Genomic DNA, 24,822 nt, shown 5'->3' with positions numbered 1-24,822 from the left:
GAAAATCTATGGAAATTTTAAAGAAATTATATAAATTTTCACAGTCTTGGACTGGAACTGTAGTTATTGTTCTTTTGGTGATTTTTTTCTTTATACAAGCTTTTGTTATTCCTTCTGGTTCTATGAAAAACACCTTGTTGGTGGGGGATTTTTTATTTGTTAAAAAATTTAGTTATGGTATCCCAACTCCTCATATTCCTTGGTTGGAAATTCCTGTTTTGCCAGATTTCAATAAAGATGGGCATTTGATAAAAGCACAAGGGCCACAAAGAGGAGATATAGTTGTTTTTAGAAATCCTAGAAATGAAAAAGAACACTTTGTAAAGCGTTGTGTAGGTATAGGAGGAGATAGGATAGTTTATGCAAATAAAACACTTTATGTAAGAATGCATGAGGGTGATGATTTTATGAGAGAACATTATCCGAATGATCTTGTTACTCTTGGAGGGCAAATTTATGTAAAAGAACCTTATAAACAAAAAGGTATTCATTATGATCCAAAAAAAGATATAGAAAGTGATATTTTACGCTTTCTTAGCATAGGTGATTTTGCTATGTCTCCAACTTATATTAAAGAACTTGGAAATCATATAGGTTTTAGTGGCGGAAATGCTTATGTTTTTGATGTGCCTGAAAATGAGTATTTCATGATGGGTGATAATCGCGATTATTCTTATGATAGTCGTTTTTGGGGTTCTGTTCCTTATAGGTTGATAGTAGGTAAACCTTGGTTTATATATTTCTCTTGGGATAAAGATAAAAATGTTCGCTGGGAAAGGATAGGGCGTTTTGTTGATACCTTGGAAAATGATGAGCAATATATCCATGATCATGATGATGAGGATAAATTAAGCTAATGTTTGTGAAAAACACAAACATTATATTTTTAAAAGCGTGATTTCATCACCTTTTTTTAATTCACTTGTATTTTCTTCGCTTATAAGCAAAAACTCACTTTTAACAAGTGGAAGTATCATACCAGAGCCAAATTTGTTTTCGTTAAATGGTGTAAAAATACCTTTTTCTAAATTTCCTAAGATGAGATTGTTTCTTCCACTTTTAAGCTTTAAATCTATACCCATTGTAGCATGAAATTTTAAAGTATTTTCTAAATTTCCGCTTAATAAAGCAACAATTTTTTTAGCAAAAATAAAACAAGAAAGATAAGCTGCCATAGGATTTCCTGGTAAAATCAATACGAAATTTTCACCTTTTCTATAAAGCTTAGTAGGTCTTGCAGGGCGTGCTTTTAGTCCTTTAAAAAGCGGAGTAAAGCCTAATTCATCTAAAGCTTTTTCCATAAAATCAGCCTCACCAACACTTGCACCTCCTGAAGTGATTAAAAGATCAAAATTTGTATTTTCTAAAGCCTCTTTAGTGCTTTTAAAATCATCTTTGATAATACCTAAATAAGAAGCATTTTGAAGCATGGTTAGTAAAGGCAAAGCATTGGCATTATAAATACTTTCTTCATCGCATTCTTGCCAAGGTTCTTTAAGTTCATTTCCGCTTGAAAAAATGCCTATGCGAATCTTTCTTATGACTTCTATTTTATAAAGCCCTTGAGAAGCAAGCAGGGCGATGTGTTTATCATTAAGTTTAGTGCCTTTTTGAAGTAAAAGTTCGTCTTTTTTTAATTCTTCGCCTTTATAGCGATAGGCATTGTATTGTTTAGGGGCTTTTTTAATGATGAGTTTATTTTCTTCTATATACTCATCTTCTAGCATTAAGATAGTATCAGCATTTTTGGGCATTTTAGCCCCTGTCATGATTTTATAGCATTCATTCTTAGCAACTGTATAAAAATTTTTATCTCCTGTAAAAATAGTCCCTTTAATCTCCAAAGTCTCATTGATATCAGCATAATTAAAAGCATAGCCATCAAGAGCAGCATTGTCAAAACTGGGTAGATTTTTTGTAGCGTATAAATCTTTAGCTAAAATTCTATCCTTTGCTTTTTCAAGGCTAATAAGCTCACTTTCATCTAAGCATGAAATTTGATTTTCTAAGTCTTTTAAGGTTTCAAAGATATTTTTCATTCTTCAAGCCTTGTGATTTTCACACCTAAACCTTTAAATTTTTCTTCCAAATTTTCATAACCCCTATCAAGATGGTAAATTCTATGGACTTTGCTTGTGCCTTTAGCTGCAAGAGCTGCTAAGATAAGGGCTGAAGAAGCACGCAAATCTGTAGCCATGACATCAGCAGCGTTAAGTTCTTTTCCGCCTACTATAGTAGCAATATGACCATTTAGTTTAATATCTGCACCCATTCTTAAAAGTTCACTTACATGCATGAAACGATTTTCAAATAGTCTTTCATCGATAATACTAGTTCCATTAGCTTTTAAAGCTAATGCCATAAACTGCGCTTGCATATCGGTTGGAAAGCCTGGATATTCGCTTGTCATGATTTCTACAGGTTTAATTTCTTTAGCAGGAAGTAGAGTGATGCTATCTTCTGCAATCAGGGTTTCAAAACCCATTTGATGAAGTTTTGCTAAAACTGCACTAAGATGAGTGGCATTAACTTTATTTAAAGTAATTTTAGAATTTGTAATAGCCCCAGCACAAAGATAAGTTCCTGCCTCAATTCTATCAGGTATAACACTAAATTCTTTAAATTCTAAAAGTTCTCCATCGCTGCCATAAATTTCAAGCTCGTCTGTACCTATGCCTTTGATTTCAAGTCCTGCGTCTTTTAAAACTTCGCAAAGTTGAACAACTTCGGGTTCTTTTGCAACATTTAAGAGTTTGGTTTTACCTTTAGCTAAAGCTGCTGCCATGATGATGTTTTCGCTACCTGTAACCGTGATTTTATCAAAAAGAATTTCATTGCCTTTTAAATTTCCACTAGCTACGACATAGCCTTGTTTGATTTGTATATTTGCCCCCATTTTTTCCAAGGCTAAAAGATGTAAATCAATAGGTCTTTGTCCTATGGCACATCCACCAGGCAAAGATACTTCACAATGCCCAAAACGAGCAAGTAAAGGCCCTAGGGTAAGTATGGAAGCACGCATTTTGCGTACAATGTCATATTTGGCTATAGTTTGATTAAGGGTGTTTGTGTTTAATAAAGCACTATTATTTTGAAAATTGACTTTAGCTCCTAAATTTTCTAGCAAAGATATAAGAGTTTTTATATCAGCAACATTAGGAATATTGTTGATTTTTGCTTCATTTTTAGCAAGTATGCTTGAAACGATCAAGGGTAGGGCGGCATTTTTTGCCCCGCTTATTGCAACATTTCCGCTTAGATGATTTGTGCCTTCGATTTCTAGATAAGTCATATTTTTCCTTGAAAAAGTTTAAAAATGCACTATTATAGCATTCTTAAACTTTTGAAAAAATATAATCAAGCTTGTTGGCTTTGGAGTTCTTGAATTTGAGCTTGAATTACATCTGCTTGAGATTTTAGCACATCAATTTGTTTTTGAAATGTCGTTTTCATTTGTTCGTTAGCGTTTGTCATTTTTTGAGTAAGTTCTGCAATTTTAGCTAAAATTTCGGCTAATTTTGCTATTAAAGCCTCTAATGTGGGATTTACGCCACCTTTGCTACTTTGAATGGAATTTTGGTCTTTGTGGTTTTCTATTTTTTCTTGACTTACTTTGATTTCATATTCTTTTTCATTTTTTGAATTTGCTTGACTTAAACTTCTTGCTTCATCTGAAATTTGAATTTTAACCACATTGTCACTATGAACATTACTTGCTAAATCATTGTTTTTGTTTATTTGTGTTTGATAATTGCTAAAATTTGTTGTCAAAGTATCTATTTTCATCTTAAATCTTTTTAAATTAATTTATATTGTTATCGGTTTTTTTATTTATAAATTTATATTAATGATAATTATTTTAAGGATATTTTATTTTAGATTTTCATATTTATATTTTAAATGCAAAAAAGACTAAAGTTTCATAAAGTTTTTAAGTATTTTTTTACCTTTTTGAGTTAAAACCGCTTCAGGGTGAAATTGCAATCCATAAATAGGATATTTTTTATGTTTAATTGCCATAATAATATTTTCTGAATTATGAGCTAAAATTTTGCATTTTTTAGGCATAGAGCTAATATGTAAAGAATGATATAAACAAATTTCAATTTCTTTTTTAATACCTTTAAAAATAGGATCTTTTTTAAAATAAAGTTTAGAAATTTTACCATGCATGGGATTTTGCATTTTAGAAACCCTACCGCCAAAAATTTCAGCTATACACTGATGTCCTAAACATATACCTAAAATTTTTTTATTTTTTTTAAAATATTTGATTGCTTTTAAGCTTAATTTAGATTCCTTAGGAGAATGAGGCCCAGGAGAGATGATAAGATGAGTAAAATCAAATTTTTCTAATTCTTTAGCTTTTTTAAAGGCATCATTTTTTATCACTTTACATTCAAAACCAAGTTCTTTAAGATAATAGATGATGGTATAACTAAAAGAATCATAATTATCTATAAATAAAATTTTCTTCATTGTAATTTTACCTTTTTTAAACCACGCACGGAATTAATGCAATAAATATTTTCTGCTTCAAATAAATCTTGTTTAAATAATGCTTTTTCTTTTATCAAACCAAGATTGACTAAGAAATTTCTATATACGCCATTTAACATACCACTTTGAATTTGTGGAGTATAAAATTGAGCGTTTTTTTCTAAGATGAGATTGGTTCTTGAGCCTTCGCAAAGTTCATCTTTTTCGTTAAAAAAAGCTATGTCATAACACAAGTTTTGCTGCCATTTGTATGAGTGTTGATTATAAAAACTACGTAAAGAGCTTTTGTGATAGAGATTGTCACTTTTTGAGTTAATTTTATCATCACTTAAAAGCAAAATATCGTTTGAATTTTGTTTTGGGGCACTTTGTTGAAATTCGTATCTTCCGTCTTTGTATAAAATAAGCTTTAAAATTCCTTCTTTATGTGGATTTTTAAAGGGTAGGGGAAAATTATAAAATAAAGAATGTTTTTTGTGGAAAATTTTTTCATCGAGTTTAAAAAGTGTAAAATTTTGATATTCTTTATAAGAACTTTTTTGGTTTAAAATATTATAAAAATCTTTAAAGAGCTTGTGAGTATTAAAATTAAATTTAAGAGCTGAATTTATAAGCCTTAATAAATGTTCTTTTAAAAATAAAATTTGAGAATTTTTAAAATACATGGTTTCAAAAAGATGAAAATCACAAGGATTTAAGATCGCACTTTTAAGTTTTAATTCTTCAAATTCATCTTTGAATTTTGAGTCCCAAACCAAGCCACTACCGGTGCTATAAGTATAAATTTCATCTTGTTTTTCTAAGGTGCGTATGGCTACGCTAAATTTATTTTTATTTTTGTGTATTAAACCTATAGTTCCGCAATAAATACCACGATCTCTTTGTTCTAATTCTTCAATAAATTTAATGCTTTCAAGCTTTGGAGCACCTGTAATAGAACCGCAAGGAAAGAGAGCTTTAAAAATTTGATATAAAGAAATATTTTTTTTAAGTTTTCCTTGTATGCTTGAAGTCATTTGGTGTAAAGTAGGGTGACTTTGAATTTCAAAAAGTTTGGTTTTTAAGCTTTTTTTTGTGATGATTTTTGAAAGATCGTTGCGTAAAAGATCGCAAATCATAACATTTTCACTTAGATTTTTTGTATCATTTTGCAAGAAAATTTTATTTTCTTCATCTTTTATAGGATCTTTATCACGCTTAATTGTGCCTTTCATAGGTTTTGTAAATATTTTTCTTTTTTTGGTCTTGAAGAAAAGTTCAGGAGAGAAGGACAAAATTTCTCTTGTTTCATCTTTTATAAAAGCTTTAAATTCAGTATCTTGTCTAGAAAGCAAAAGTTTAAAAAGTTCAAAAGAATCCATTTTGCTATGAAATTTAAAATTTTGAGTGAGATTGATTTGATAAACTCTTCCTTTGGAGATTGCCTCTTTAACCTTGATGAAATTTTCTTTGTAATTATCTTGATCTAAAAAATTTATAAATTCAGGAATAAATTTTTCTTCATCAATATCTTCTTTTTGAAGTTTTTTTCTTTTTTTAAAAGCAAATACAGACAAATAAGCTTTTTTACTTGTGAAATTTTTATCTTGAAAATATCTATATAGCTCATAATCAGCAGGCATTAAAATATAAAAATCATTTTTATATTTTTCTATAAATTTAAAGCATTTTTTACATTCTTTGTGGTTAAAGGCTTTTAAAATGTGTTTTAAATCATAGTAAAAATATTTACCAAAAACAGCGTAGTTTTCAAGAGTCACTTAATTCCTTTGCAACCTGTGCGGCAAGTTTTAATTTATCATTATCAAAATGAGTGTAAATTCTTGAAGTGTTTAAACTTGCATGCCCTAAAGCTTCTTGAACTAAAACTAAATCTTTTTGTTTTTTATAAAGCAGGGTGGCAAAAGTATGGCGCAACATATGAGCACCATTTTTTTGTTTGCGAATTCCTGCGCGAAATAAAAGCTGTTCTACTATACGACTGACATAAGATTGAGTCAGTGGAGTGCCTTTTTTATTGACAAAAAGTAGGGCGTCTTTACTCATATAATTAATACTTACATTTTTAAGCAAATCGTAAATAAGTTCTTTTTTTATCATTACAACACGATATTTATTGCCTTTAGCTCTTATTCTTATGATATAAAGATCGTTTTCTTCGCTAATATCACCCATTTTGATATTGATAGCTTCGCTTACCCGTATGCCTGTAAAAATGATGATTTTAATAATAAGTTTATTGCGTATGGTATTGTTTTTAAAATCTGCACTTTCAATAGCATCAAGAAATTTTTTAAGTTCTTCTTCACTCATAAATTCGGGTAATTTCACCCCTTTAGAACCTGCTATACCTGCCCAGTTTTTAAGATTGATATCAAAAATATGTGCTTTTTCATCTTCTTCGTTTTGCTTGTCTAAAAAATCAAAAAAATTAATCACAGCAATACGGTAATTTTTTTTACTTGCATCTGATAAAGCACCTGTTATGCTTGCTAAAACTTCTACAATGAGTTCTTTATCAATCTGTTTTAAAGAATAAAGTTTGTAAAAATTTAAATATTCAAATACTTTTTTTAAGGGGTTAAAATAAGTATTAACTCCACTTAAACCAGCATTTCTTGCTTTTTTTACTAGAGCGTCAAGTTCTTCGATGTTCTTTACACCTTTTGTAAGGGCAAAATTAACTTCTGCTAAAGCTTGTGGATTTTTTAACTCTTTGTTAGATAGCGAATTGAGTTTAAATTTTACATATTTTGCCAGCCAAAATAAAAATGATTTTTCAAAATTTTCTTCACAATCTAAAGGGTATTTCATAAAAACTTTTCCTAAAATATAAATTTTTAGCTTTTTAATTAGAAAAGGTATTTTAGTATTAACTTAGTAAAAAAAAGCTTTTTTAGGAAAAAGTTTGTTTTGCATGCGAGGCAAAAAGATTAAAATATTTTTATTAAATAAATCTTATATCAATCATAAAAAGATATGATAAAAGGTAAAAATATGTAAAATTTATAATTTTGTATTGAAAACTGTAATTTTCAAACTTTTTTATATACACCTAGATTATTCTACTTTGATATAGGTTAAGCTGCTATTTTTACATACTTTTATGATTTTACCTTTTGAATGAAATAAACTTATCCACAAAATATAATGTAAAAAATTGATAATTTTATTTCGTAAATTAAAATTATATTTTACTTTTCTTGAAAATTATAAAGAATATTTAAAAATTAAATTATTTTATATTATTATCAAAATATATATAAAAATGATAACTTGTGCATTAAATTTTTTAATCCCCTATTCTTGATTTTTAGTTAAATTAAATATTCTTAAGTTATAAAATTTTTTAAGAACATTTTTATTTTAATAGTTTTATAATTGTTATTACATAAAAACTTAATAAAAAGTTTTATCAAAACCAAATTTCAAGGAGAGGGTAATAAAATTTCCAGTAAAATTAGCAAGATCTATTGTTGTATGTGCTTTTTTAGCAGGCATAAGTGCTAGTGCATTAAGTGAAGGTAAAGAATATGTAATTCTTAAAAATCCTATTGCTAACGCTGATAATTCATTGATTGAAATTTTTTCTTATCGCTGTACTCATTGTTATAATCATCTCAAATTTAATACCATGGGTAAAGTTAAAGAAAAATTACCTAATTTAACTTATAAATTTTATCCTGTAAGTTCTATGGGAGATTATGGAAAGCAAGCTAATGAAATTTTTGCTTTTGCGGCATTTAAGGATGGTGTAAATAAAACTGATCTTACGGATAAAAATAGTTTAACTCATAAAGTTGCTGAAGCTTATTTTAATGTATATTTTAAGAAAAAACAAAGATGGGAAAATGGTAAAAATCCTGAAGCTTTTTATAGTGTCGGTTTAAAAGCAATGAATGTAAATAAAGCTGATTTGGAAAATTTCTTAAAAACTTCAGAGGCTGCAGAGCTTTTAAAAAGTTATGAAATTGCCAACCCTATTTCGCAAAATTATGACACCCTTGCTTTTGTTTTTAATGGAAAATATCAAATCATTCCAAGTGCAATCAACTCTCCAGAGGCTTTGATTGAAATTATTAAAGAACTTAGCAAGCAAAAATGAGAGTTGTATAAAAATGAAAGATAATTGCAGAAATTTTTCACTTTCTAAATGGCAAGATACGCGCAAGCCTTGGTTAATTTTGATTATAGTTACTATAGGGCTTACTTGTATAGCACATTTTTTATTTCAAGAATATCTTTTTATGGAACCTTGCGAACAATGTGTATATATAAGATTTGATATGCTTGTTATAGCTATAGGTGGTATGATTGCATTAATCAACCCTACAAATAATATTTTAAAAATTTTTTCTTATAGCTTAGCTTTTTATGGAATTTGGCTTGGCTTGGAGCATTGTCTAACTTTAAATCATATTCATGAAGTGGTTCATTCTGAAAATCCTTTTGCAGGTGTAGATGGATGTCGTGAAATTCCTATTTATCCATTTAATTTACCTTTGTATAAATGGGCTCCTAGTTGGTTTTTGCCAACAGGAGAATGTGGGATGGATACCCCTGTAGTTTCAGAAAATGCTTATAATCATCTTAATGCTTTTCAGAAATTTTTTATAGGAACTCCACCTGATTTCGAAAATGGGCTTTATAGCAATGGTTGGTATTTGATTCCTAATTTAAAGTTTATGAATATGGCAATTTGCTGTCTTATAACATTTTTATGTTGTTTTATTGTGCTTTTTGCAATGTTTATAGCCTATGTTTTAGATAAAAATAAATCTAATACTAAAATTTTTGCATTGGTGATTGTTATTTTGGTTTTGGTGCTTAAATTTATAGGCGAACCAAAAAATCCAAATCAAAATATAGCTAGTTTAATTCATTTGAATCAAGTCGTTTTAAGATGCTCTTAAAATACGCAACAAATTATTTTTGTTGTGTATTATTAAAATTTTATTAAGCTATTTTATGATGGCTTAAATAATTTTAAAGGATTTATCATGAGACTTAGCAAAACTCTTTGCATGGCACTTTTGGTGGGTTCTACCCTGCTTGCGCCTAATGCTTTAATGGCCATGGGTGATCCTAGTGGAGTGAAAATAGATTAGCAAATTCAAGGACAAATAGGTATGATTAAAATGAATCCTTATGGATTGTCTCCTTTGACCGCTATTATCACGAATAATTGGTTATGTCTTAAGCGATATAAAAAAATCAAATGGTCAAACTATTTCTTATAATGTGAATTCTAAAATGGCTAAGACGTATGGTGGAATTCCTATTTTTGGACTTTATCCTTCTTATTTAAATACAGTAAAGGTAAGTTATGCTAAATCTACAAATAGTAAAAGTCAAAAAATCATTGATGAGATTTATAAAATTGCAACTCCAGGGGTTAGTATAGAACCAAGTGGAAGGCACTGATCAAAGAGGAACTCCTTTTGAAAATGTGAAAGTATTAAAAATGGATTCAAAATTTTCAGATAGACTATATTTAGTAAATAATGCTCTTGGAAAATAATCTGGCAAAGACTCATAATCTGTATGGAATAATCCTGTAGGTGGTGCTATGGAATGGGATGAAAATTCAAATGTCTTTATCATAAGATACCAAGGGTGAAATCAGATGGTATTATGATAACAATAAACTAATGAACTGGGACAATATTTATAATCGTGGAATTATGATGAGTTTTCGTCAAAACAAAGATAGAGCTTTAACTTGGGGATTTGGTCAAAGATATATAAAATACGATATCTTAGAAAGAGAAATTTTCAATCGCAAATTACCTGCTGTCTATATAGATTTTTTCTCATGCTATGGACAATATGCAAAATGGGCATTATTTATTTAAGAGTAGCTTCAGCAAATACTTTGCGTCCAGATGGTAAGCATGTACGCGCTGTGCGTGATACTATTGTAGAGGTAGATGAGAATGGTAATGTTGTTGATGATTAGAGATTGTATGAGATTTTAGATCCTTATAGAAGTACTATTATCAAAGCTTTAGATCAAGGTGTAGTGTGTTTAAATATAGATGCAAGCAAAGCGGGTAAAACTTTAAGTGATGAAGAACTTGCCAAAATGGATGAAAGCGACAAATTTGGAGATATAGCAGGTATAGGCAGGAATTTGGGCTCATGTAAATAGCGTTGATTATGATCCAAGTGATGATAGTATTATTATTTCTAGTCGCCATCAAAGTGCTGTTGTTGAAATTGGTCGTGATAAAAAATAAAATGGATTTTAGGGGCACATAAAGGGTGGAATAAAGAATTTCAAAAATATTTATTGCAACCTGTAGATAAAAATGGCAAAAAAATTGTTTGCGATGATTATAGCAAATGCCCAGGTTATGAAAATGACAATGGTGGATTTGATTTTACTTGGACGCAGCATACAAGCTGGAGAATTGATAGTAAATCAAACAAGCGTTATATTTATATAAGTGTTTTTGATAATGGTGATGCAAGAGGAGCTGAACAACCTGTATTTGCAAGTCAAAAATATTCTCGTGCTGTAATTTATAAAATCGATCAGCAAAATAAAACTGTGGAACAAATTTGGGAATATGGCAAAATCGTGGAAATAAATGGTTTTCTCCTGTAACTTCTTTAACTCAATATGAACCAGATAAAAATTCTATTATGGTTTATAGTGCAACAGCCTGAATGGCTTTTGATCTTAGTAAAGGTGTAAATCTTGGAGAGCCAAAACCTGAAATTGATGAATTTAACTAGGGTGCCAAGGAACCTTTGGTTCAAATTCAATTTAGCGGTTCAGGAACGGGTTATCAAGCAATGCCTTTTAGTATTGATCAATAAAAATTACCAAAAAATAAATTTTGGCGGCTTATTTATTTTTTTTAAATAAAATTATCTTTGAAAATTTTATTTAACTAAAGGATATAATATGCGTAAATTTTTTTGCAAATTTGTTTTAACGCTTGTATTTTGTTCAAGTTTTGCATTAGCAAATAATAGTTTTATTACTCTTAATCCAAGTTTACCTAGCTCTGAAAATAGTGTAATAGAAGCATTTTCTTATAAATGTATACATTGTTACAATCATCATAAATTTGGAACTCTTGAAAAACTGAGAGAAGCTTTTCCAAATTTACATTTTAAACTCTATCCTGTAAGTTTAATGAATGGGGAATTTTCCAAAGAAATGAATGAGCTTTTTGCCTTTGCTCAATACAAAGATGAGCAAAATGGTAAAGACGCGAGTTATTCTGATAGTTTATCTCATAAACTTGCTGATGTTTATTTTGTTTCTTATTTTTTAAACAAGCAAAGAAATTTTTCAAATTTAAATGAATTTTACGACATAGGTTTAAAGGCTATGAATGTAAATAAAAATGAAGTATTAAATTTTTTAAATACCCCAAAAGCTAAAGAAATTTTAAGCGAGTTTCAAAGAGCTAATGATATAGCTAAAACCTATGGCACCCCTGCTTTTGTTGTTAATGGAAAATATCAAATTAACCCAAGTGCAATCAATTCGATGCAAGATTTAGAAGATCTAGTTAAAAAATTAAGTAATATGAAATAATAAATTTTTAAGGCAATAAAAATTGCCTTAAAAATTATTTTTTGATCATATTTGTATAAGGTCCATAGCGATGTTGGGTTATAGAAAAGCTATCATCATAAGGTCCTACATCCATATCTAAAGGCTTAACATTTCTATCTGGAAAGTCTTTATTTCTATTTGCTTTCATAGGACGAGCTTGTGAATTCATGTAAGCTGCTACATCATAAGCATCTTCAAGACTTAAGTCAGGCGCACCTTGAGGCATATTTTCTTTAATATAAGAAGCAGCTTTGATAAGACGATACATTCCAGCTCCTGTATTATAACTATCATCACCCCAAAGTGGTGGATAAAGATAATACGCCCCTGTGCTATCCTCATTTTTAAGCCCTAATCCATTTTCTTGATGACAAACGGCACATTTATCCATATAAATTGCCTTACCTTTTTTAGGATCAGCTGCTCTTAAGATGAAATCTATCTTCTTAAGTCCCTGTCCTTCTATCTTAGCTCCTACTGGAACTCCTTGAGATAACCATTGCATATAAGTTAGCATAGCTTTCATTTCAGGTGTATCACTAGACATTTTTTTGCCATTCATAGAGCGTTCAAAACAGCCATTAATCCTATCTGCTAAGGTAATTACTTTATCTCCTCTTGCATTATATTGTGGAAATCTTGCCCAAATTCCTACAAAACCCGATTGATTTTGCACACTTCCACCATTAGCATGACAGCTTGAACAAGAAAGATTATTTCCCGCAAATCTTTTTTTAGGATCTTTGGCTTGTGGACCCACATACTTGCTTGTTTCATTAAGAATTTTATTTCCCAAGATAACCATTTTGCTATATTCTGATTTTTTTGGCATTTTAGTTTCATCTATAGTGCCATCTTCATTTAATTCCTTAGGTAAATTCCATTTGGCAGTAGGCAGATCAATACCTGTTGCACTCTTAGTTTTTTCCAAATTTGGATTTAAGGCTAAAGCACAACTTCCACATAACAACAAAGTTAAAATTATAGAAAATTTATTCATCAATTTTCCTCCTTATTTTGCGTAATTTAAATTCAGTATAAGACTTTATTTAGAAAAAGTCAATAAAACCTAATTACATTTTAAGAAAAAAGCTTTAAACCTTAAAATAATATTCGTTTATATTTAAAATAGAACTTATATATTTAAAGCAAAAATAAAGTTTTTTCGCTATAATAAAATCTTGCAATATTTTTAAAGGTTAGGTTAATGAAAAATTTAAGCATTCAAGAAAAAAAAGACTTAGACAACTGCGTTTTTCAAAATCTTGGAAGGCAAGATACTTTTACTTTAAGCGTGGTTTTTAAAAATTTTTATTTCAAAATTAAAGCATTTATTTATTCTAAATAATACCACTTAAAATCCTTTTTTGTGTAGGAAAGATCTTTAAAAGAAGGTGATTGGATAAATAGTTTGCACTCTTTATCCAAATTTTCTATCCCGTATATTTTCATAGCCATTCTTGAGTCATGTCTTGTAAGTTCTATTCCAACGCAAGCTTGATTGTTGATTTTGTAAAGTAAAGTGCCACCATCTTTTTCATCTATATTTAAAATATCCAAATTCTTATTTTTACTCATATCTTTTACATCTTTACTAAAAGAATATCGGAGTTTATAATATATCATAATATCCTGCATGGTATTTTTCAAATTTTGTAAATTTTCATTAATCAAATATCCATTATTTTTATAAAGTTTTAAAAAATCTTCATTAAGAAATTTTTGAAAACTTTCATCTTTAGATAATTTTTGACAAGAATTATAGCTATTTAAAATTCTAACTTGACCAGCTTCTATTAAAAGTTCAAGGCAATCTTTATTTTCTTGTGAAAATTGCACTAATTTAACTTCTTGAATCTTAAAATCTTTATTTGGTTTTTTTTCATAAGCAAAATCATTTAATTTTTCATAAATATTAGCAAAACTTAAAGAATATAAACTAAAAAAAATTAAAATACACTTTTTCATTGAAAAAAATCTTTGTATTTATTTTTTAGAAATTCCACCACTTCTAAAATTTCATCAACCCCTTCTTTGTTGGAATTTTCGAGTACATTATCTATATTATCAATATAAGCTTCTATTGCATTTTCTAATTTTTCTCTTTTAACTCCAGCGTATAAAAGCATAGCTTCTAAAACTATGCTAAGCTCATATTGTAAATCTTCTAATTCATTTTTTAAGGTTTTATTATTGTTTTGATTCATTGTTTTCCTTTTTAAGTTCTTTGCTTTTAATTAAATCAATAATTTGAGCCTTAATATAATTATAATTTGCTCCATCTTTAAATGTCGCAAAAAGTCCACCACTAGCATTTTTATGTCCGCCACCACCTACTAAATTTTTAGCCATTAAACTTACATCTATTTTTCCATTTGCACGAAAACTTAAGGTTTTTCTAGAACTAACATCAATAAAAAAGTCATAATCAGGATTTTTTACTAAAAAATCATTTCCAATAACAGAAGTATTGCCTATATTTGAAGTTAAGATGCCTTTATGGCCTTCATATTCTATGCTGAAATTTTCTTTTAGCTCACTTAGTTTTTCAACTACAAAATAAGAAATTAAATTAGAAAGAGTATCATCATTTTTTCTGGCAAAATAATCCTTTTTTATAAAATGAGTAGCATTATCGAGTAAAATATTTGCATTTTCTTTTCCTATAAATTTCCAAGCCTTATCAAGCAAGAAAAACATATAATCAATTTGAGATTCTTTAAACATTACACGATTTATTTCTTTTGCATTGGCAATCAAGCCTAAAAAAACCTTTCCAAGTTCAAAATTTTCATCCTCGCTTAGCCAAATATCAACAGCATTAACCACATCAACAAATTTTGAAAGTTCTAAAACAGGAGTACAGATTTTAGAGAAAAAATCATAAACGATTTTAGTTGCACATCTTTTAGAATCAAGTAAATACCAAGAATATTTTTGAGCACATTCTTCGCCACTTTGATGATGATCAAGAAGAAAAATTTTAGTATTTTTCTCTTTGCAAATTTTTTCAAATTCTTCACATTGATTTAAATTTAAATTTAAATCTGTTATTAGAATAATAGCTTTTCCGAAATTTTCATCTTTTTCTATATCGCCTATAATAGAGTTAAAATTTTCATTAATTTCTTTGCCATAATTAGAATTATAAAATTTCACATTTTTAAAATAAAAATTTACTATAAATTGACAAGCATAGCCATCAAGATCTGTATGTGAAAGATGATAAATTTTCATTATATTCCTTAAAGTTCTATCCTAATAATACCCTCGGTATTAAAATTTGTATTTTCTGCAATTTCTGCAAAACTTAACACTACTATATTAATGCTAAAATTATAACAAATATCAGCAATGAATTTTCTAAGCTGCGGTTCAACGCAAAGTATAAAAGGCTTGATACGACCATTTGCTACTGCGGCAACTTCAGCCCTTAGAGTATCTACTAAAGTACCTGTTTGAGCTACACTTAAAGGCAAGTGATAACTTCCATCTCTAAATTGTACATTTTCCATTAAAACCGCAGAACTAGCAGAGTCTAATATAAAAATATCCAAATTTCCTTTATCATCTAAATACATATTTGTAATCATCCTAGCTAAGGACGCCCTTACATGTTCAATAATCATATCAAAACTCTTGCTTACTTCTGCTATATCGCTTACAGATTCTAAAATAGTAAGCATATCTTTAATTGGTATGTGATGCTTAAGCAAGTCTTTGAGAATTTTTTGAATAAGACTTACAGGTGCAACACCTAAAGCACCTTCTACGATGATTGGATAATCATTTTTAACCTTATCAAGAAGATTTTGTACCTCTTGGCGTGTGAGAAGTTCGCTTGCGTGCGCTTTGATAAGTTCGCTCATATGTGTTGAAATAACACTTGCAGGATCTATTACTATATAGCCATTTAATGTTGCTTCATCTTTTAAATTCGCATCAATCCAAAGTGCATCAGAGTTAAAAGCGGGTTCTTTTGTAGCAATCCCTTCTATCTCTTCTGTGATAAAACCACTATCCATGGCTAAATATTTATCCGGATAAATTTCAGCACTTGCTATAGACACGCCCTTGAGTTTAAAACTATACTCATTTGGTTTAAGTCTTAAATTATCTCTTATTCTTATTTTTGGCATTAAAAATCCTAAACTTTCAGCAATACTTCTTCTCATTGAGCGAATTCTTTCTGTAAGTTCGTTTTCAGCAAGCTTAATAAGTCCGTATCCAAGTTCAAGTTCTAAAATTTCAACTTTGAGTATATCGTTAATCTTGTGCTCTTCTTCTTTGAGAATTTCTTCTTCGCTTTTCTTAGCAGGCGCTGCCGTTGTCCCACCTGCTCCACTTTGAGATGCAGCTGCGGCACTTGGTTTGCTTTTTTTAACTGTAGTTATATCAATTTTACCTTCCTTAACCTGCTTGGTAAGATAGCCAAGGCTTAAAAATACTAAAGCCATAAAGCCCAAGGATAAAGTTGGCAAACCAGGCACTAACGCAAAGATAAAAAGTACAAAACCTACTATTAAAAGCGTGCGATATTCGCTTAAAAGTTGAGTTAAAGTTCCTTCTGCAAAATTTTCCTCATCTTTGCTTGCACGAGTGATAATTATAGCGGTTGCGGTAGAAGTAATAAGCCCTGGAATTTGAGATACAAGTCCATCACCTATGGTTAAAATAGTATAGGTAGAAGCAGCATCGCTTAAAGCCATATCGTGCTGAAAAGATCCTATTAAAAAACCACCTATGATATTTATAATAGTTATGATAATTCCTGCAACAGCATCTCCTTTGATAAATTTAGAAGAACCATCCATTGCACCATAGAAGTTTGCCTCAGCAATAACTTCTTGACGTCTTGCTCTAGCGGTTTGTTCATCAATAAGTCCTGCATTTAAATCCGCATCAATAGCCATTTGTTTACCCGGCATCGCATCAAGTGTAAATCTTGCTTGTACTTCAGAAACCCTTGTACTACCTTTTGTTACAACCATGAAATTAATCAATACTAAAATACAAAATACAATCACGCCAATGACCATATTTCCACCAACAACAAATTCTCCAAATGCTGCTATAATCTCACTCACAGCTTCAGGGCCGTTTTGCCCTTCGCTTAAAATCATCCTTGTGGTAGCTATATTTAATGAAAGCCTAAATAAAGTGATAATCAAGATTAAAGTTGGAAAAGTTGTTAAATCTGTCGGTTTGGGTATATAAATAGAAATTAAAATAATTAATACCGATAAAGCTATACTTAAAGCCAAGAAAAAGTCCAAAATAGGACTTGGTAAAGGAACTATAATAATAGCTAAAATACAAACTAAAAAACCAACAATAGTCAAGCTTTTAGCTTTTAAAACAGGAGCGATTAAAGGCCCCAAGAAAGGAAAAACTAAATCGACTATTTTATTTTTTGCCATTATTTTTCATAATATCTTCTAAAGTAATAGAATCTAAAAATTCATCTACTTTATTTTGTAAATTTACTAACATAGGCATTAAGGTGCAATTTTCTTCTTTATTATTTGGACAAGTGCCACCACTGCATTCAAATACACTGATATCCTTTTTTTCAGCACTATTAACAATTTCTTTTATAGTATATTGACTCGGTTCTTTGATTAAAACAAAACCACCTTTTGCCCCTTTAAAGGATTTTAACAAGCCATCTTTAGCTAAAGTTTGTAAAATTTTAGCTAAAAAACTTTTAGGAATATCAAGCTCTAAAGCTAAAGAATCTACATCTTGAGGTGTTTCTTTTTGAGAAATATAAATTAAAGAAAGTAAAGCGTATTCGCTAGCTTTGGTAAATAGCACAGATTCTCCTTGTTATAACTACAGAAATAGCTGTAATTATAATAAATAATTCTTAGAAAAAGACTTAAATTTTGACAAAACCTTCTAAAAAAGATAAATTCAGTTTATTTTTTGCTTTTTAAGATAAAATTACAGTTCTTTAATTTTATTATTTTACCAATCAGGAGGTCTATCATGGCTTTAGATTCGGCCAAAAAAGCAGAAATAGTTGCGAAATTCGCTAAAAAACCAGGTGATACTGGTTCAACAGAAGTTCAAGTAGCTCTTTTAACTGCAAGAATTGCAGAACTTACAGAACATTTAAAAATCTACAAAAAAGACTTTTCATCAAGATTAGGACTTCTAAAACTTGTAGGTCAAAGAAAAAGACTTTTATCTTATCTTAAAAGAAAAGATTATAATTCTTATAGTAAGTTAATTACTGAATTAAATCTTAGAGATAAATAATTTTTAAGCCCTTTTTACGGGGCTTTTGTCTTTTAAATTTCTTCTTTTGTAATCAGTTTTATATATCAAAAACACAAGAAAAATCTTACAAGATTTCCCTTTGTCCTTTGGCATCAGGTTCGCTTAAAATCCCGTTTTGCGTAAGTTGTTCAATAATATTTGCAGAGCGGTTATAGCCGATTTTTAAACGGCGTTGTAAATAAGAAATGCTTGTTTTTCCATCTTCTAAGATTACTCTTTTAGCTTCTTCATAAAGCTCATCTACTTCCCCATCAAAGCTTTCATTTGTTGTAACACCTACGCTTTGTTGATCCTTTAAAAAGCTTTCATCATATTCTACGCTTTGTTGATCCTTTAGAAAATCCACGATTTTTTCTATTTCAAATTCGCTTGCAAAAGGCGCATGCAAACGCACTATAGAGCTTGTTCCAGGAGGAGTAAATAAACAATCCCCTCTTCCAAGTAAACTTTCAGCACCCATAGCATCTAAAATAACTTTAGAGTCAATTTTTTGCCCTACTTTATAAGAAATTCTACTTGGTAAATTCGCTTTAATTAGTCCTGTTACAACATCAACAGAAGGTCGTTGTGTAGCTACAATCAAGTGGATTCCACTTGCTCTTGCCATTTGCGCAAGTCTTCCTATATAAAATTCTACATCTTTACCCGCAGTCATCATTAAATCAGCAAGTTCATCGATAATTACTACAATAAAAGGAAGTTCTTCTCCGCCTAATTCTTTCATTTTTTCATTGTAATTTTCTATATTTTTGGTTTTTGCATCAGCCATTAAGCGATAGCGTCTTTCCATTTCAGCTACCATATTTGAAAGCGCATTGACTGCTTTTTTTGGATCTGTGATAACAGGAGTTAAAAGATGAGGAATGTCATTATAAATGCTAAATTCAAGCATCTTAGGATCTATCATCATCAAACGCAAGGTTTTTGGAGAGTTGCGATATAAAAGACTTAAAAGCATAGAATTTATCCCCACACTTTTACCACTACCTGTCGTTCCTGCGATGAGTAAATGCGGAAGTTTTTTAAGATCGGTTACAAAAGCATTGCCTACTATATCTTTACCTAAAGCTATGGTTAAAGGACTTTTAGCGTTTTTAAAAACTTCACTTTGTAAAATTTCTCTTAAATAAATGGTTTGAATTTCATCATTTGGAACTTCTATACCTACAACATCTTTTCCTGGTATTGGAGCTTGAATACGGATTGATTTTGCCATTAAAGCCATAGTTAAATCATCTTGCAAATTTAAAATACGACTTACTTTCACATCTGCACTAGGACGAAATTCAAAAGTAGTTACCACAGGACCAACATAAGTGCTTATAACATCGCCGCCTATTTTAAAACGACGCAATTTTTCAAGAAGATTATAAATTTTTTTATCTATTTCACTTTCATTGATTTCTTGTTTGTGTTCTTTTGGATTAGCTAAAAAATCTAATGGCGGCAAGGTGAAATCTTTTGGTTTTTCTACTTCGCCCTGCTCTATTTCACGCAATAAAGCTTGGTTAATAGCAATTTCTTTGGCTAAAACTGCTTTTTGAAGTTTAACTTCTTGATCATTTGTTTTTTCATTATCGATTTTAGTTTCTGTATTTTGGATAAAATCGAGTGTATTTTTTTCTTCTATAACTATTTCATTTATATTTTTTATAGGAGTAGGTTCTATATAAGGATGATTTAACTCTTCTACAATGGGAGCAAATCCAAAGATATTGTCTGCTTTATCTAGATTTTTATTTTCATTTATTTTGTCTGATTCTTCTGTTTCTGTTTTAATTGTTTTTGGGCTATTAAAACTATATTTATTCCCTTCTATAATATCGCTTGAATTTATCGCATCATATTCTTCTAATTTTTTAATTTCTTGTTTTACTTTATTTTCTAAAATTTCATTTTGATAGGCTTTGTATTCTTGTTCTAGTTTTTCTTTTTTTATCAAATTCTCTCTAAGTTCAAGCTCTTTTGTAAAAATTTTTGGTTTAACTTCTTGATTAGAAACTGGAATTTCAATATTTTTACGTTTATAACTTGGCTCATCTAAATTTTTATTTGTATCTATTTGCTTTATATCTTCAAGTTTTTTAGGTTTTAAAAAACGTTCAGGAATCATATCTACCTCTTCTTCTGAAATAAAATTAAAATCTTCATCAAGACTAATGCTCATTTTACTAGCCTTTTGTGCGAAATTTCGCACTTGTTGAGAATGCTCATGAACAAAACTTCTTGATTCTTTTAAACTTTGTTTATCAATCTCTATGGTTTCATCTAAAATTTGATTTTTTAGTTTTTCAAAATTTTCCTTGGCCGTGGTAATTGAATTTTTACTTGCATTGATATTGCTATCTTTAATTATCTGTTCTAAGTTATTGGTTTCCCTTTTTTTGTTTATTTGTAAATTTCCATAAATACTATCTTGCAAAATATTTAATTTTGGAGCTATAGGTTCTGATTTACCTACATCTTCTTTCTCGTTTTCTCCACCAAATACACGCATAAGTAAAGATTTAAAAGCTTGCTCTATTTTTAATAAATAAGTAAAATCTAATTCTATTTTTAAAATTTCTTTTGCAAATTTTGGAAACAATAAAACCAAAGAAAATAGTAGAAGTAAAAGAGCAAAAATTCCACTCCCTGTACGCCCTAAGATTATAGAAAAAAATCCATATACAATTTCTAAAATATACCCAAACTCTCTATAAAAGACAGAAAATAAAAGCAAGGTAGAAAAAAAGGCCAAAGAAAAACCAAAAAGCTCCCTACGCTTAAAATTTTCTATTTTATATTTTTTTTTATAGTAGAGATAATTTAATATAAGCAAAGAAAATGGATAATAATACCCAAATTCTCCAAATAAAAATAAATTAGCCTTGTAAACCCATTCTCCCATGCCAGGTGCTAGCATACAAAGACAAAGATAAAAAATAACAAGCGTGGAGCTGGTAAAAATGGCTTCTTTTTTAATATTCTTTCCTTGAAAATAAAATCAAAGCCAAATTATACCATAAAAAATTTTACATATAATTTAATAAGCTAAGTTGAGAAATTGTTGTACTAGCTTTAAGAGAAGCTTGATATGCAAGTTGAACTTGCATTAAATTCATCATTGCCTCACCATAATCTACATCAATCACATTTGATTTTATACTTTGGACATTAACGCTTAAAAAGGATGTGCGTGTATTAACACCTTCGATAGTATTATGATATGCTCCCATAGTTGTATTAAGCTTGCTAACATGATCTGCTAAATGATCAAGTCTTTCTAAAGCTCCTTGCATACCTGTATTTCTAGGGTTTTCACTTTCGGAGTCTGCTCTCATATTGCCTTTTAAAACAGCATCAATCATTGAATCTAAATCTTTAATAATATCCACATTTGGCTCATCTATAGTTAAAGAATTATTCGCACTAAAACTAAAATTTGGACCATTTTGCACAGTAGAAGTTATGGTAAAAGGAGGTGCTGGAAATTGGCCACTTTGAGAATCACTAAGAGAAATTTCTATATTAGTGCCTGAAGAAAGTTTATCAGTAACACTAATACGACCTTTATAATCCATACTTACATCAACAGTAGCTTGTGAATCTTTCATGAGTTGTTGTATTTGGGTATAATCTGCATTATTAATTTGACCATTATTGGCTTGTATGGTTGTTGTAGGAATTTTATCTGCAGCAAACATACCTATAATATCATTAATTTGACCATAAGTAATATCATTTGATCCTGTAACAACCCCACTATTTCCAGTTGCAGGATTAGTATGCATAATAGGAAAGCTTATGGTTTGACCTGGATTATTAGGATCAGGATAGCTTACAGTTGAAGTTTGTAAATTTATAGTAACATCGTAAGAATTTCCACCTTTGGAATTGACTTTTAAATTTAAAGTAGTACCATTTAGGCTATCTCCTGCCATTACCTCGCTAAGTTTGGTTGAATCAGTGGCATAAGCATTGCTTCCTTTGATAACTTGAGAAACATTACCATAAACAGTATTGCCATTTTTTTCGAAATACACATTATCGTAATCAGCTCCATTAGCAGCATTTCCATCTGTATCTGTCATTTTACTTTTGATAAAATCAGTTTGTTTTAAATCGATTGTGAATTGTTGATTGTTGATTGTTACAGTTACAGGGTTGTTTAATTTTGTTATATCTCCATTATTGGGATTTCCTAGCGCAGCAGTCATCACCCTGTTTGTAACATCTTCCATTGTAATACCTTCATTCTGTGCTGCTTGGATAATATTATTTAATTCAGTTTTATCATCAGCTTGTGGTGTGAAAGCTACAGCATGAAAATCGAGTTTATTATTACCTTGCTTTAGATCTGTAATTTGAATTTGACCACTATCATTCATATTTACTTCTACTACTTTATTATTTGGAGTATTACCATAAAGAGCTCCAATATTTTCCATTACATCTTCTAAAGTATCTTCGGGTTTGACGAGTACAGCACTTTTAAAACTTGTTCCATCGGGTCTTGTACCTTGAACATAAAGAGTTGTTGGAGGAAAATTAAGTTTTAATTCATCATTATCAAAGTCTTTATCGGGGTCTAGTTTGTCATCTTTTACATAACCTTGCCCGATAAGTTGTTGCCATTTAGAATCTCCTGTGAGATATTTGGTTTTATCAGGGTCTTTATTTAAATCCCAACGATTATCTGTAAAACTAACATTAGTGCTTATTTGTTTTTTATAGTCTCCATCTGCTTTAAAAAATAAATCCCAACCTGGTATATTGTATGGGCTTTCAGTTCCAGCTCCAGTTACTACATTAATATTATTTTTATCTCCATAATAATTTCCATTAGAATCAAAAGGTTTGTTTGCAACTTGAGAACCTGCAAAAAGATACTGACCATTAACACTGGTATTTGCAAGCTGAACTATGCTTTCTTTTATACGTTCTAGTTCTTTTGCTATAGCTTCTCTTGAGGTTTGAGAATTGCTATCGCTTGCAGCTTGGGTTACTTTAACTTTAAAATCTTCAAGAAGTTTAACCATATCTTGTAAAGCTTTCATACTATTTTGAGTCATTTCTTGAGCTCTACTTGTTGATTCTTTTACTTGTTCTAACGTTTTAATTTCATATTCAAGACGCGTATTATCTATATAAGTGCTTGCATCTTCATATGAATTTTGTATTTTCAAACCTGAAGCAAGTTGTTGAGATATCTGATATAAAGCACTTTGACCGCCCATAGAATTATTCACACTATTTGTGAAGTTAAGTTTATTTGTAATTCTCATTTTTTTCCTCTAAAGTATTAAAGTTAAAATCTTTTCAAACATTGCTAATAAACAAAAGCAATAACTGTTCCAAAAATTTAAATTATATAATTTTATATTGTCTTTTTGAAAATACTTTTTATTTTTAAAGTATTTTTTAGCCTAAAAAAGTATAATTTTAGCTTTAAATCTTAAAAATGAGCCCGAGTGGTGAAACTGGTAGACGCGCCAGACTCAAAATCTGGTAAGGGCAACCTTGTGTCGGTTCGAGTCCGACCTCGGGCACCATTTGTTTTTTTACTCCCGAGTGTTATTTTTTGGCAAATTATATTCAAAATATTAAAAAAGAGTTTTTATATTTTCAAAAATAGCTTTTTGTATATTATATAAATAACCATAATAATAATTTATTTTACACCTAAATTATATATTAGGTATAAATCTTTTTCATAGATAAAACTAATTATACTGTGTGAGCTATTATCATACTTTATAATATTTTATAAAGCTTTGAAAAATCACTAGGAATTTTGATAATCAAATTTTCATTTTTAAGTTTTAATTTCTTAAATGATAGATTTTATTATCATAGTAAAAACTTTGATTTAAAAATACTTTTTTTAAAAAATACATAGTCTTTACAGTAAATTTTATTTAAAATTTATATCCAGATTGATATAAACATTTATATCAAATCTAGGTTATTGATTTAATATCATCATAAAAAACTTCATCTTGTGAATTTGGATTTGCAAAACCTTGTTTTAAAAGCATATAGCTATGTAAACCTAGTTACATTACCCAAACTTTAAAACCTCTCTCTTGTATTGCTTTTAAAACCCTTGCTATTTTTTTAAATCAATTACAAAGTTTTTATTTTCATTAACAAATCACACTTACTAAATCTATCATTTACTTATACTTACTTCAATCTCACATTCATAATCATATTAGATAAAAAGATACTATCTTTATCAAAGTCTTTTGAGTTATATTCATTTTTTGATTGTATAGTTTGCATAGTTTGCATTAAAGTTGAAAGATTGTATAAACTTAAACTTTCTAATATATTTATAAGTTCTATCTTGCTTAAAGTATTAAAATCATTTAACAAGCTAAGATAATTACTTATAATAGAAGAAGAGTGAATACTATGAAATAAAATTTTATTTTTTATATCTTTTTTAATAAAAAATTGATTATTTTTTATATAAA

At 29.3% G+C, this 24,822-nt stretch carries 20 protein-coding genes, 1 tRNA gene and 2 pseudogenes; 8 read left to right on the top strand and 15 right to left on the bottom strand.

Going from position 1 to position 24,822, the window contains the following annotated elements; all coding sequences use genetic code 11:
* Positions 1-8: 8 nt before the first annotated feature.
* Positions 9-857 carry a signal peptidase I gene (lepB, locus tag BGS40_RS07730; protein ID WP_052781840.1) on the top strand — a complete coding sequence of 283 codons (849 nt, stop codon included), beginning with the start codon at positions 9-11 and terminating at the stop codon, positions 855-857.
* Between the two features lie 21 nt (positions 858-878).
* On the opposite strand, the gene BGS40_RS07725 is transcribed toward lepB, so the two are convergent.
* From BGS40_RS07725 to BGS40_RS07700, 6 genes are all read right to left on the bottom strand, one after another.
* The gene (locus BGS40_RS07725; protein ID WP_096738579.1) at positions 879-2,039 is read right to left on the bottom strand and encodes a molybdopterin molybdotransferase MoeA; all 1,161 of its coding nucleotides are present in this window, start codon (positions 2,037-2,039) and stop codon (positions 879-881) included.
* Entirely contained in the window at positions 2,036-3,292 is a 1,257-nt protein-coding gene (murA, locus tag BGS40_RS07720) for a UDP-N-acetylglucosamine 1-carboxyvinyltransferase (protein WP_052793854.1), read from the bottom strand. Before murA ends, BGS40_RS07725 begins: the two co-directional genes overlap by 4 nt.
* Positions 3,293-3,357: 65 nt before the next feature.
* Positions 3,358-3,786: a flagellum-secreted nonflagellar protein FspA2 gene (fspA2, locus tag BGS40_RS07715; RefSeq protein WP_052781837.1), complete on the bottom strand. Its 429-nt coding sequence runs from the start codon at positions 3,784-3,786 to the stop codon at positions 3,358-3,360.
* 126 nt (positions 3,787-3,912) lie between these two features.
* The gene (locus BGS40_RS07710; RefSeq protein ID WP_002871815.1) at positions 3,913-4,479 is read right to left on the bottom strand and encodes an anthranilate synthase component II; all 567 of its coding nucleotides are present in this window, start codon (positions 4,477-4,479) and stop codon (positions 3,913-3,915) included.
* The gene (locus BGS40_RS07705) at positions 4,476-6,260 is read right to left on the bottom strand and encodes a bifunctional chorismate-binding protein/class IV aminotransferase (protein ID WP_096738578.1); all 1,785 of its coding nucleotides are present in this window, start codon (positions 6,258-6,260) and stop codon (positions 4,476-4,478) included. The genes BGS40_RS07710 and BGS40_RS07705 overlap by 4 nt, the downstream gene beginning before the upstream one ends.
* Entirely contained in the window at positions 6,250-7,314 is a 1,065-nt protein-coding gene (locus tag BGS40_RS07700; RefSeq protein WP_096738577.1) for a tyrosine-type recombinase/integrase, read from the bottom strand. Before BGS40_RS07700 ends, BGS40_RS07705 begins: the two co-directional genes overlap by 11 nt.
* A gap of 760 nt (positions 7,315-8,074) precedes the next feature.
* On the opposite strand from BGS40_RS07700, the gene BGS40_RS07695 reads away from it, so the two are divergent.
* From BGS40_RS07695 to BGS40_RS07665, 4 genes and pseudogenes are all read left to right on the top strand, one after another.
* Positions 8,075-8,605: a thiol:disulfide interchange protein DsbA/DsbL gene (locus BGS40_RS07695; RefSeq protein WP_240684846.1), complete on the top strand. Its 531-nt coding sequence runs from the start codon at positions 8,075-8,077 to the stop codon at positions 8,603-8,605.
* A 13-nt stretch (positions 8,606-8,618) separates the two neighbouring features.
* A complete protein-coding gene (gene dsbI / locus BGS40_RS07690) occupies positions 8,619-9,413 on the top strand; it encodes a protein-disulfide oxidoreductase DsbI (protein ID WP_096738595.1) in 795 nt (264 codons plus the stop codon).
* Between the two features lie 87 nt (positions 9,414-9,500).
* A pseudogene (locus BGS40_RS09275) lies at positions 9,501-11,325 on the top strand (aryl-sulfate sulfotransferase).
* A gap of 88 nt (positions 11,326-11,413) precedes the next feature.
* The gene (locus tag BGS40_RS07665; RefSeq protein WP_002873066.1) at positions 11,414-12,055 is read left to right on the top strand and encodes a thiol:disulfide interchange protein DsbA/DsbL; all 642 of its coding nucleotides are present in this window, start codon (positions 11,414-11,416) and stop codon (positions 12,053-12,055) included.
* Positions 12,056-12,089: 34 nt separating this feature from the next.
* On the opposite strand, the gene BGS40_RS07660 is transcribed toward BGS40_RS07665, so the two are convergent.
* Entirely contained in the window at positions 12,090-13,076 is a 987-nt protein-coding gene (locus tag BGS40_RS07660) for a c-type cytochrome (protein WP_096738574.1), read from the bottom strand.
* Between the two features lie 207 nt (positions 13,077-13,283).
* Here BGS40_RS07660 and BGS40_RS09530 point away from each other — a divergent pair, with 207 nt between their 5' ends.
* A complete protein-coding gene (locus tag BGS40_RS09530) occupies positions 13,284-13,424 on the top strand; it encodes a hypothetical protein (RefSeq protein ID WP_052797713.1) in 141 nt (46 codons plus the stop codon).
* Here the strand turns inward: BGS40_RS09530 and BGS40_RS07645 are convergent.
* The 5 genes from BGS40_RS07645 to BGS40_RS07625 are packed head-to-tail and all read right to left on the bottom strand — an operon-like array spanning position 13,412 to position 17,893.
* Positions 13,412-14,044 (bottom strand): hypothetical protein, encoded by a 633-nt coding sequence (locus BGS40_RS07645; RefSeq protein WP_002856997.1) that lies wholly within the window; start codon positions 14,042-14,044, stop codon positions 13,412-13,414. The two genes, BGS40_RS09530 and BGS40_RS07645, sit on opposite strands and share 13 nt — an antisense overlap.
* Entirely contained in the window at positions 14,041-14,283 is a 243-nt protein-coding gene (locus BGS40_RS07640; RefSeq protein ID WP_002852415.1) for a hypothetical protein, read from the bottom strand. Before BGS40_RS07640 ends, BGS40_RS07645 begins: the two co-directional genes overlap by 4 nt.
* Positions 14,267-15,313, bottom strand: coding sequence for a DHH family phosphoesterase (locus BGS40_RS07635; RefSeq protein WP_002859543.1), 1,047 nt, complete (start codon positions 15,311-15,313; stop codon positions 14,267-14,269). Before BGS40_RS07635 ends, BGS40_RS07640 begins: the two co-directional genes overlap by 17 nt.
* An 8-nt stretch (positions 15,314-15,321) precedes the next feature.
* On the bottom strand, positions 15,322-17,496 hold the full coding sequence (gene flhA / locus BGS40_RS07630) for a flagellar biosynthesis protein FlhA (RefSeq protein ID WP_002852599.1): 2,175 nt from the start codon (positions 17,494-17,496) through the stop codon (positions 15,322-15,324).
* Entirely contained in the window at positions 17,483-17,893 is a 411-nt protein-coding gene (locus tag BGS40_RS07625; RefSeq protein ID WP_002852609.1) for an Rrf2 family transcriptional regulator, read from the bottom strand. Before BGS40_RS07625 ends, flhA begins: the two co-directional genes overlap by 14 nt.
* 174 nt (positions 17,894-18,067) lie before the next feature.
* Here BGS40_RS07625 and rpsO point away from each other — a divergent pair, with 174 nt between their 5' ends.
* Positions 18,068-18,340: a 30S ribosomal protein S15 gene (gene rpsO / locus BGS40_RS07620; protein ID WP_002852579.1), complete on the top strand. Its 273-nt coding sequence runs from the start codon at positions 18,068-18,070 to the stop codon at positions 18,338-18,340.
* Between the two features lie 85 nt (positions 18,341-18,425).
* Here the strand turns inward: rpsO and BGS40_RS07615 are convergent, their stop codons facing one another.
* A complete protein-coding gene (locus tag BGS40_RS07615; RefSeq protein ID WP_038401302.1) occupies positions 18,426-21,266 on the bottom strand; it encodes a DNA translocase FtsK in 2,841 nt (946 codons plus the stop codon).
* A gap of 109 nt (positions 21,267-21,375) precedes the next feature.
* Positions 21,376-23,628 (bottom strand): flagellar hook-associated protein FlgL, encoded by a 2,253-nt coding sequence (gene flgL / locus BGS40_RS07610; protein WP_087692215.1) that lies wholly within the window; start codon positions 23,626-23,628, stop codon positions 21,376-21,378.
* Between the two features lie 180 nt (positions 23,629-23,808).
* Here flgL and BGS40_RS07605 point away from each other — a divergent pair.
* A tRNA-Leu gene (locus tag BGS40_RS07605) sits at positions 23,809-23,895 on the top strand.
* Between the two features lie 634 nt (positions 23,896-24,529).
* On the opposite strand, the pseudogene BGS40_RS07600 reads toward BGS40_RS07605, so the two are convergent.
* A pseudogene (locus tag BGS40_RS07600) lies at positions 24,530-24,822 on the bottom strand (hypothetical protein); the annotation flags it as partial.

Source organism: Campylobacter sp. 107 (genome assembly GCF_002383835.1).
GTDB lineage: Bacteria > Campylobacterota > Campylobacteria > Campylobacterales > Campylobacteraceae > Campylobacter_D > Campylobacter_D jejuni.
The sequence above is the reverse complement of the archived record's forward strand: the minus strand, read 5'-3'. Positions and strand labels throughout refer to the sequence as shown.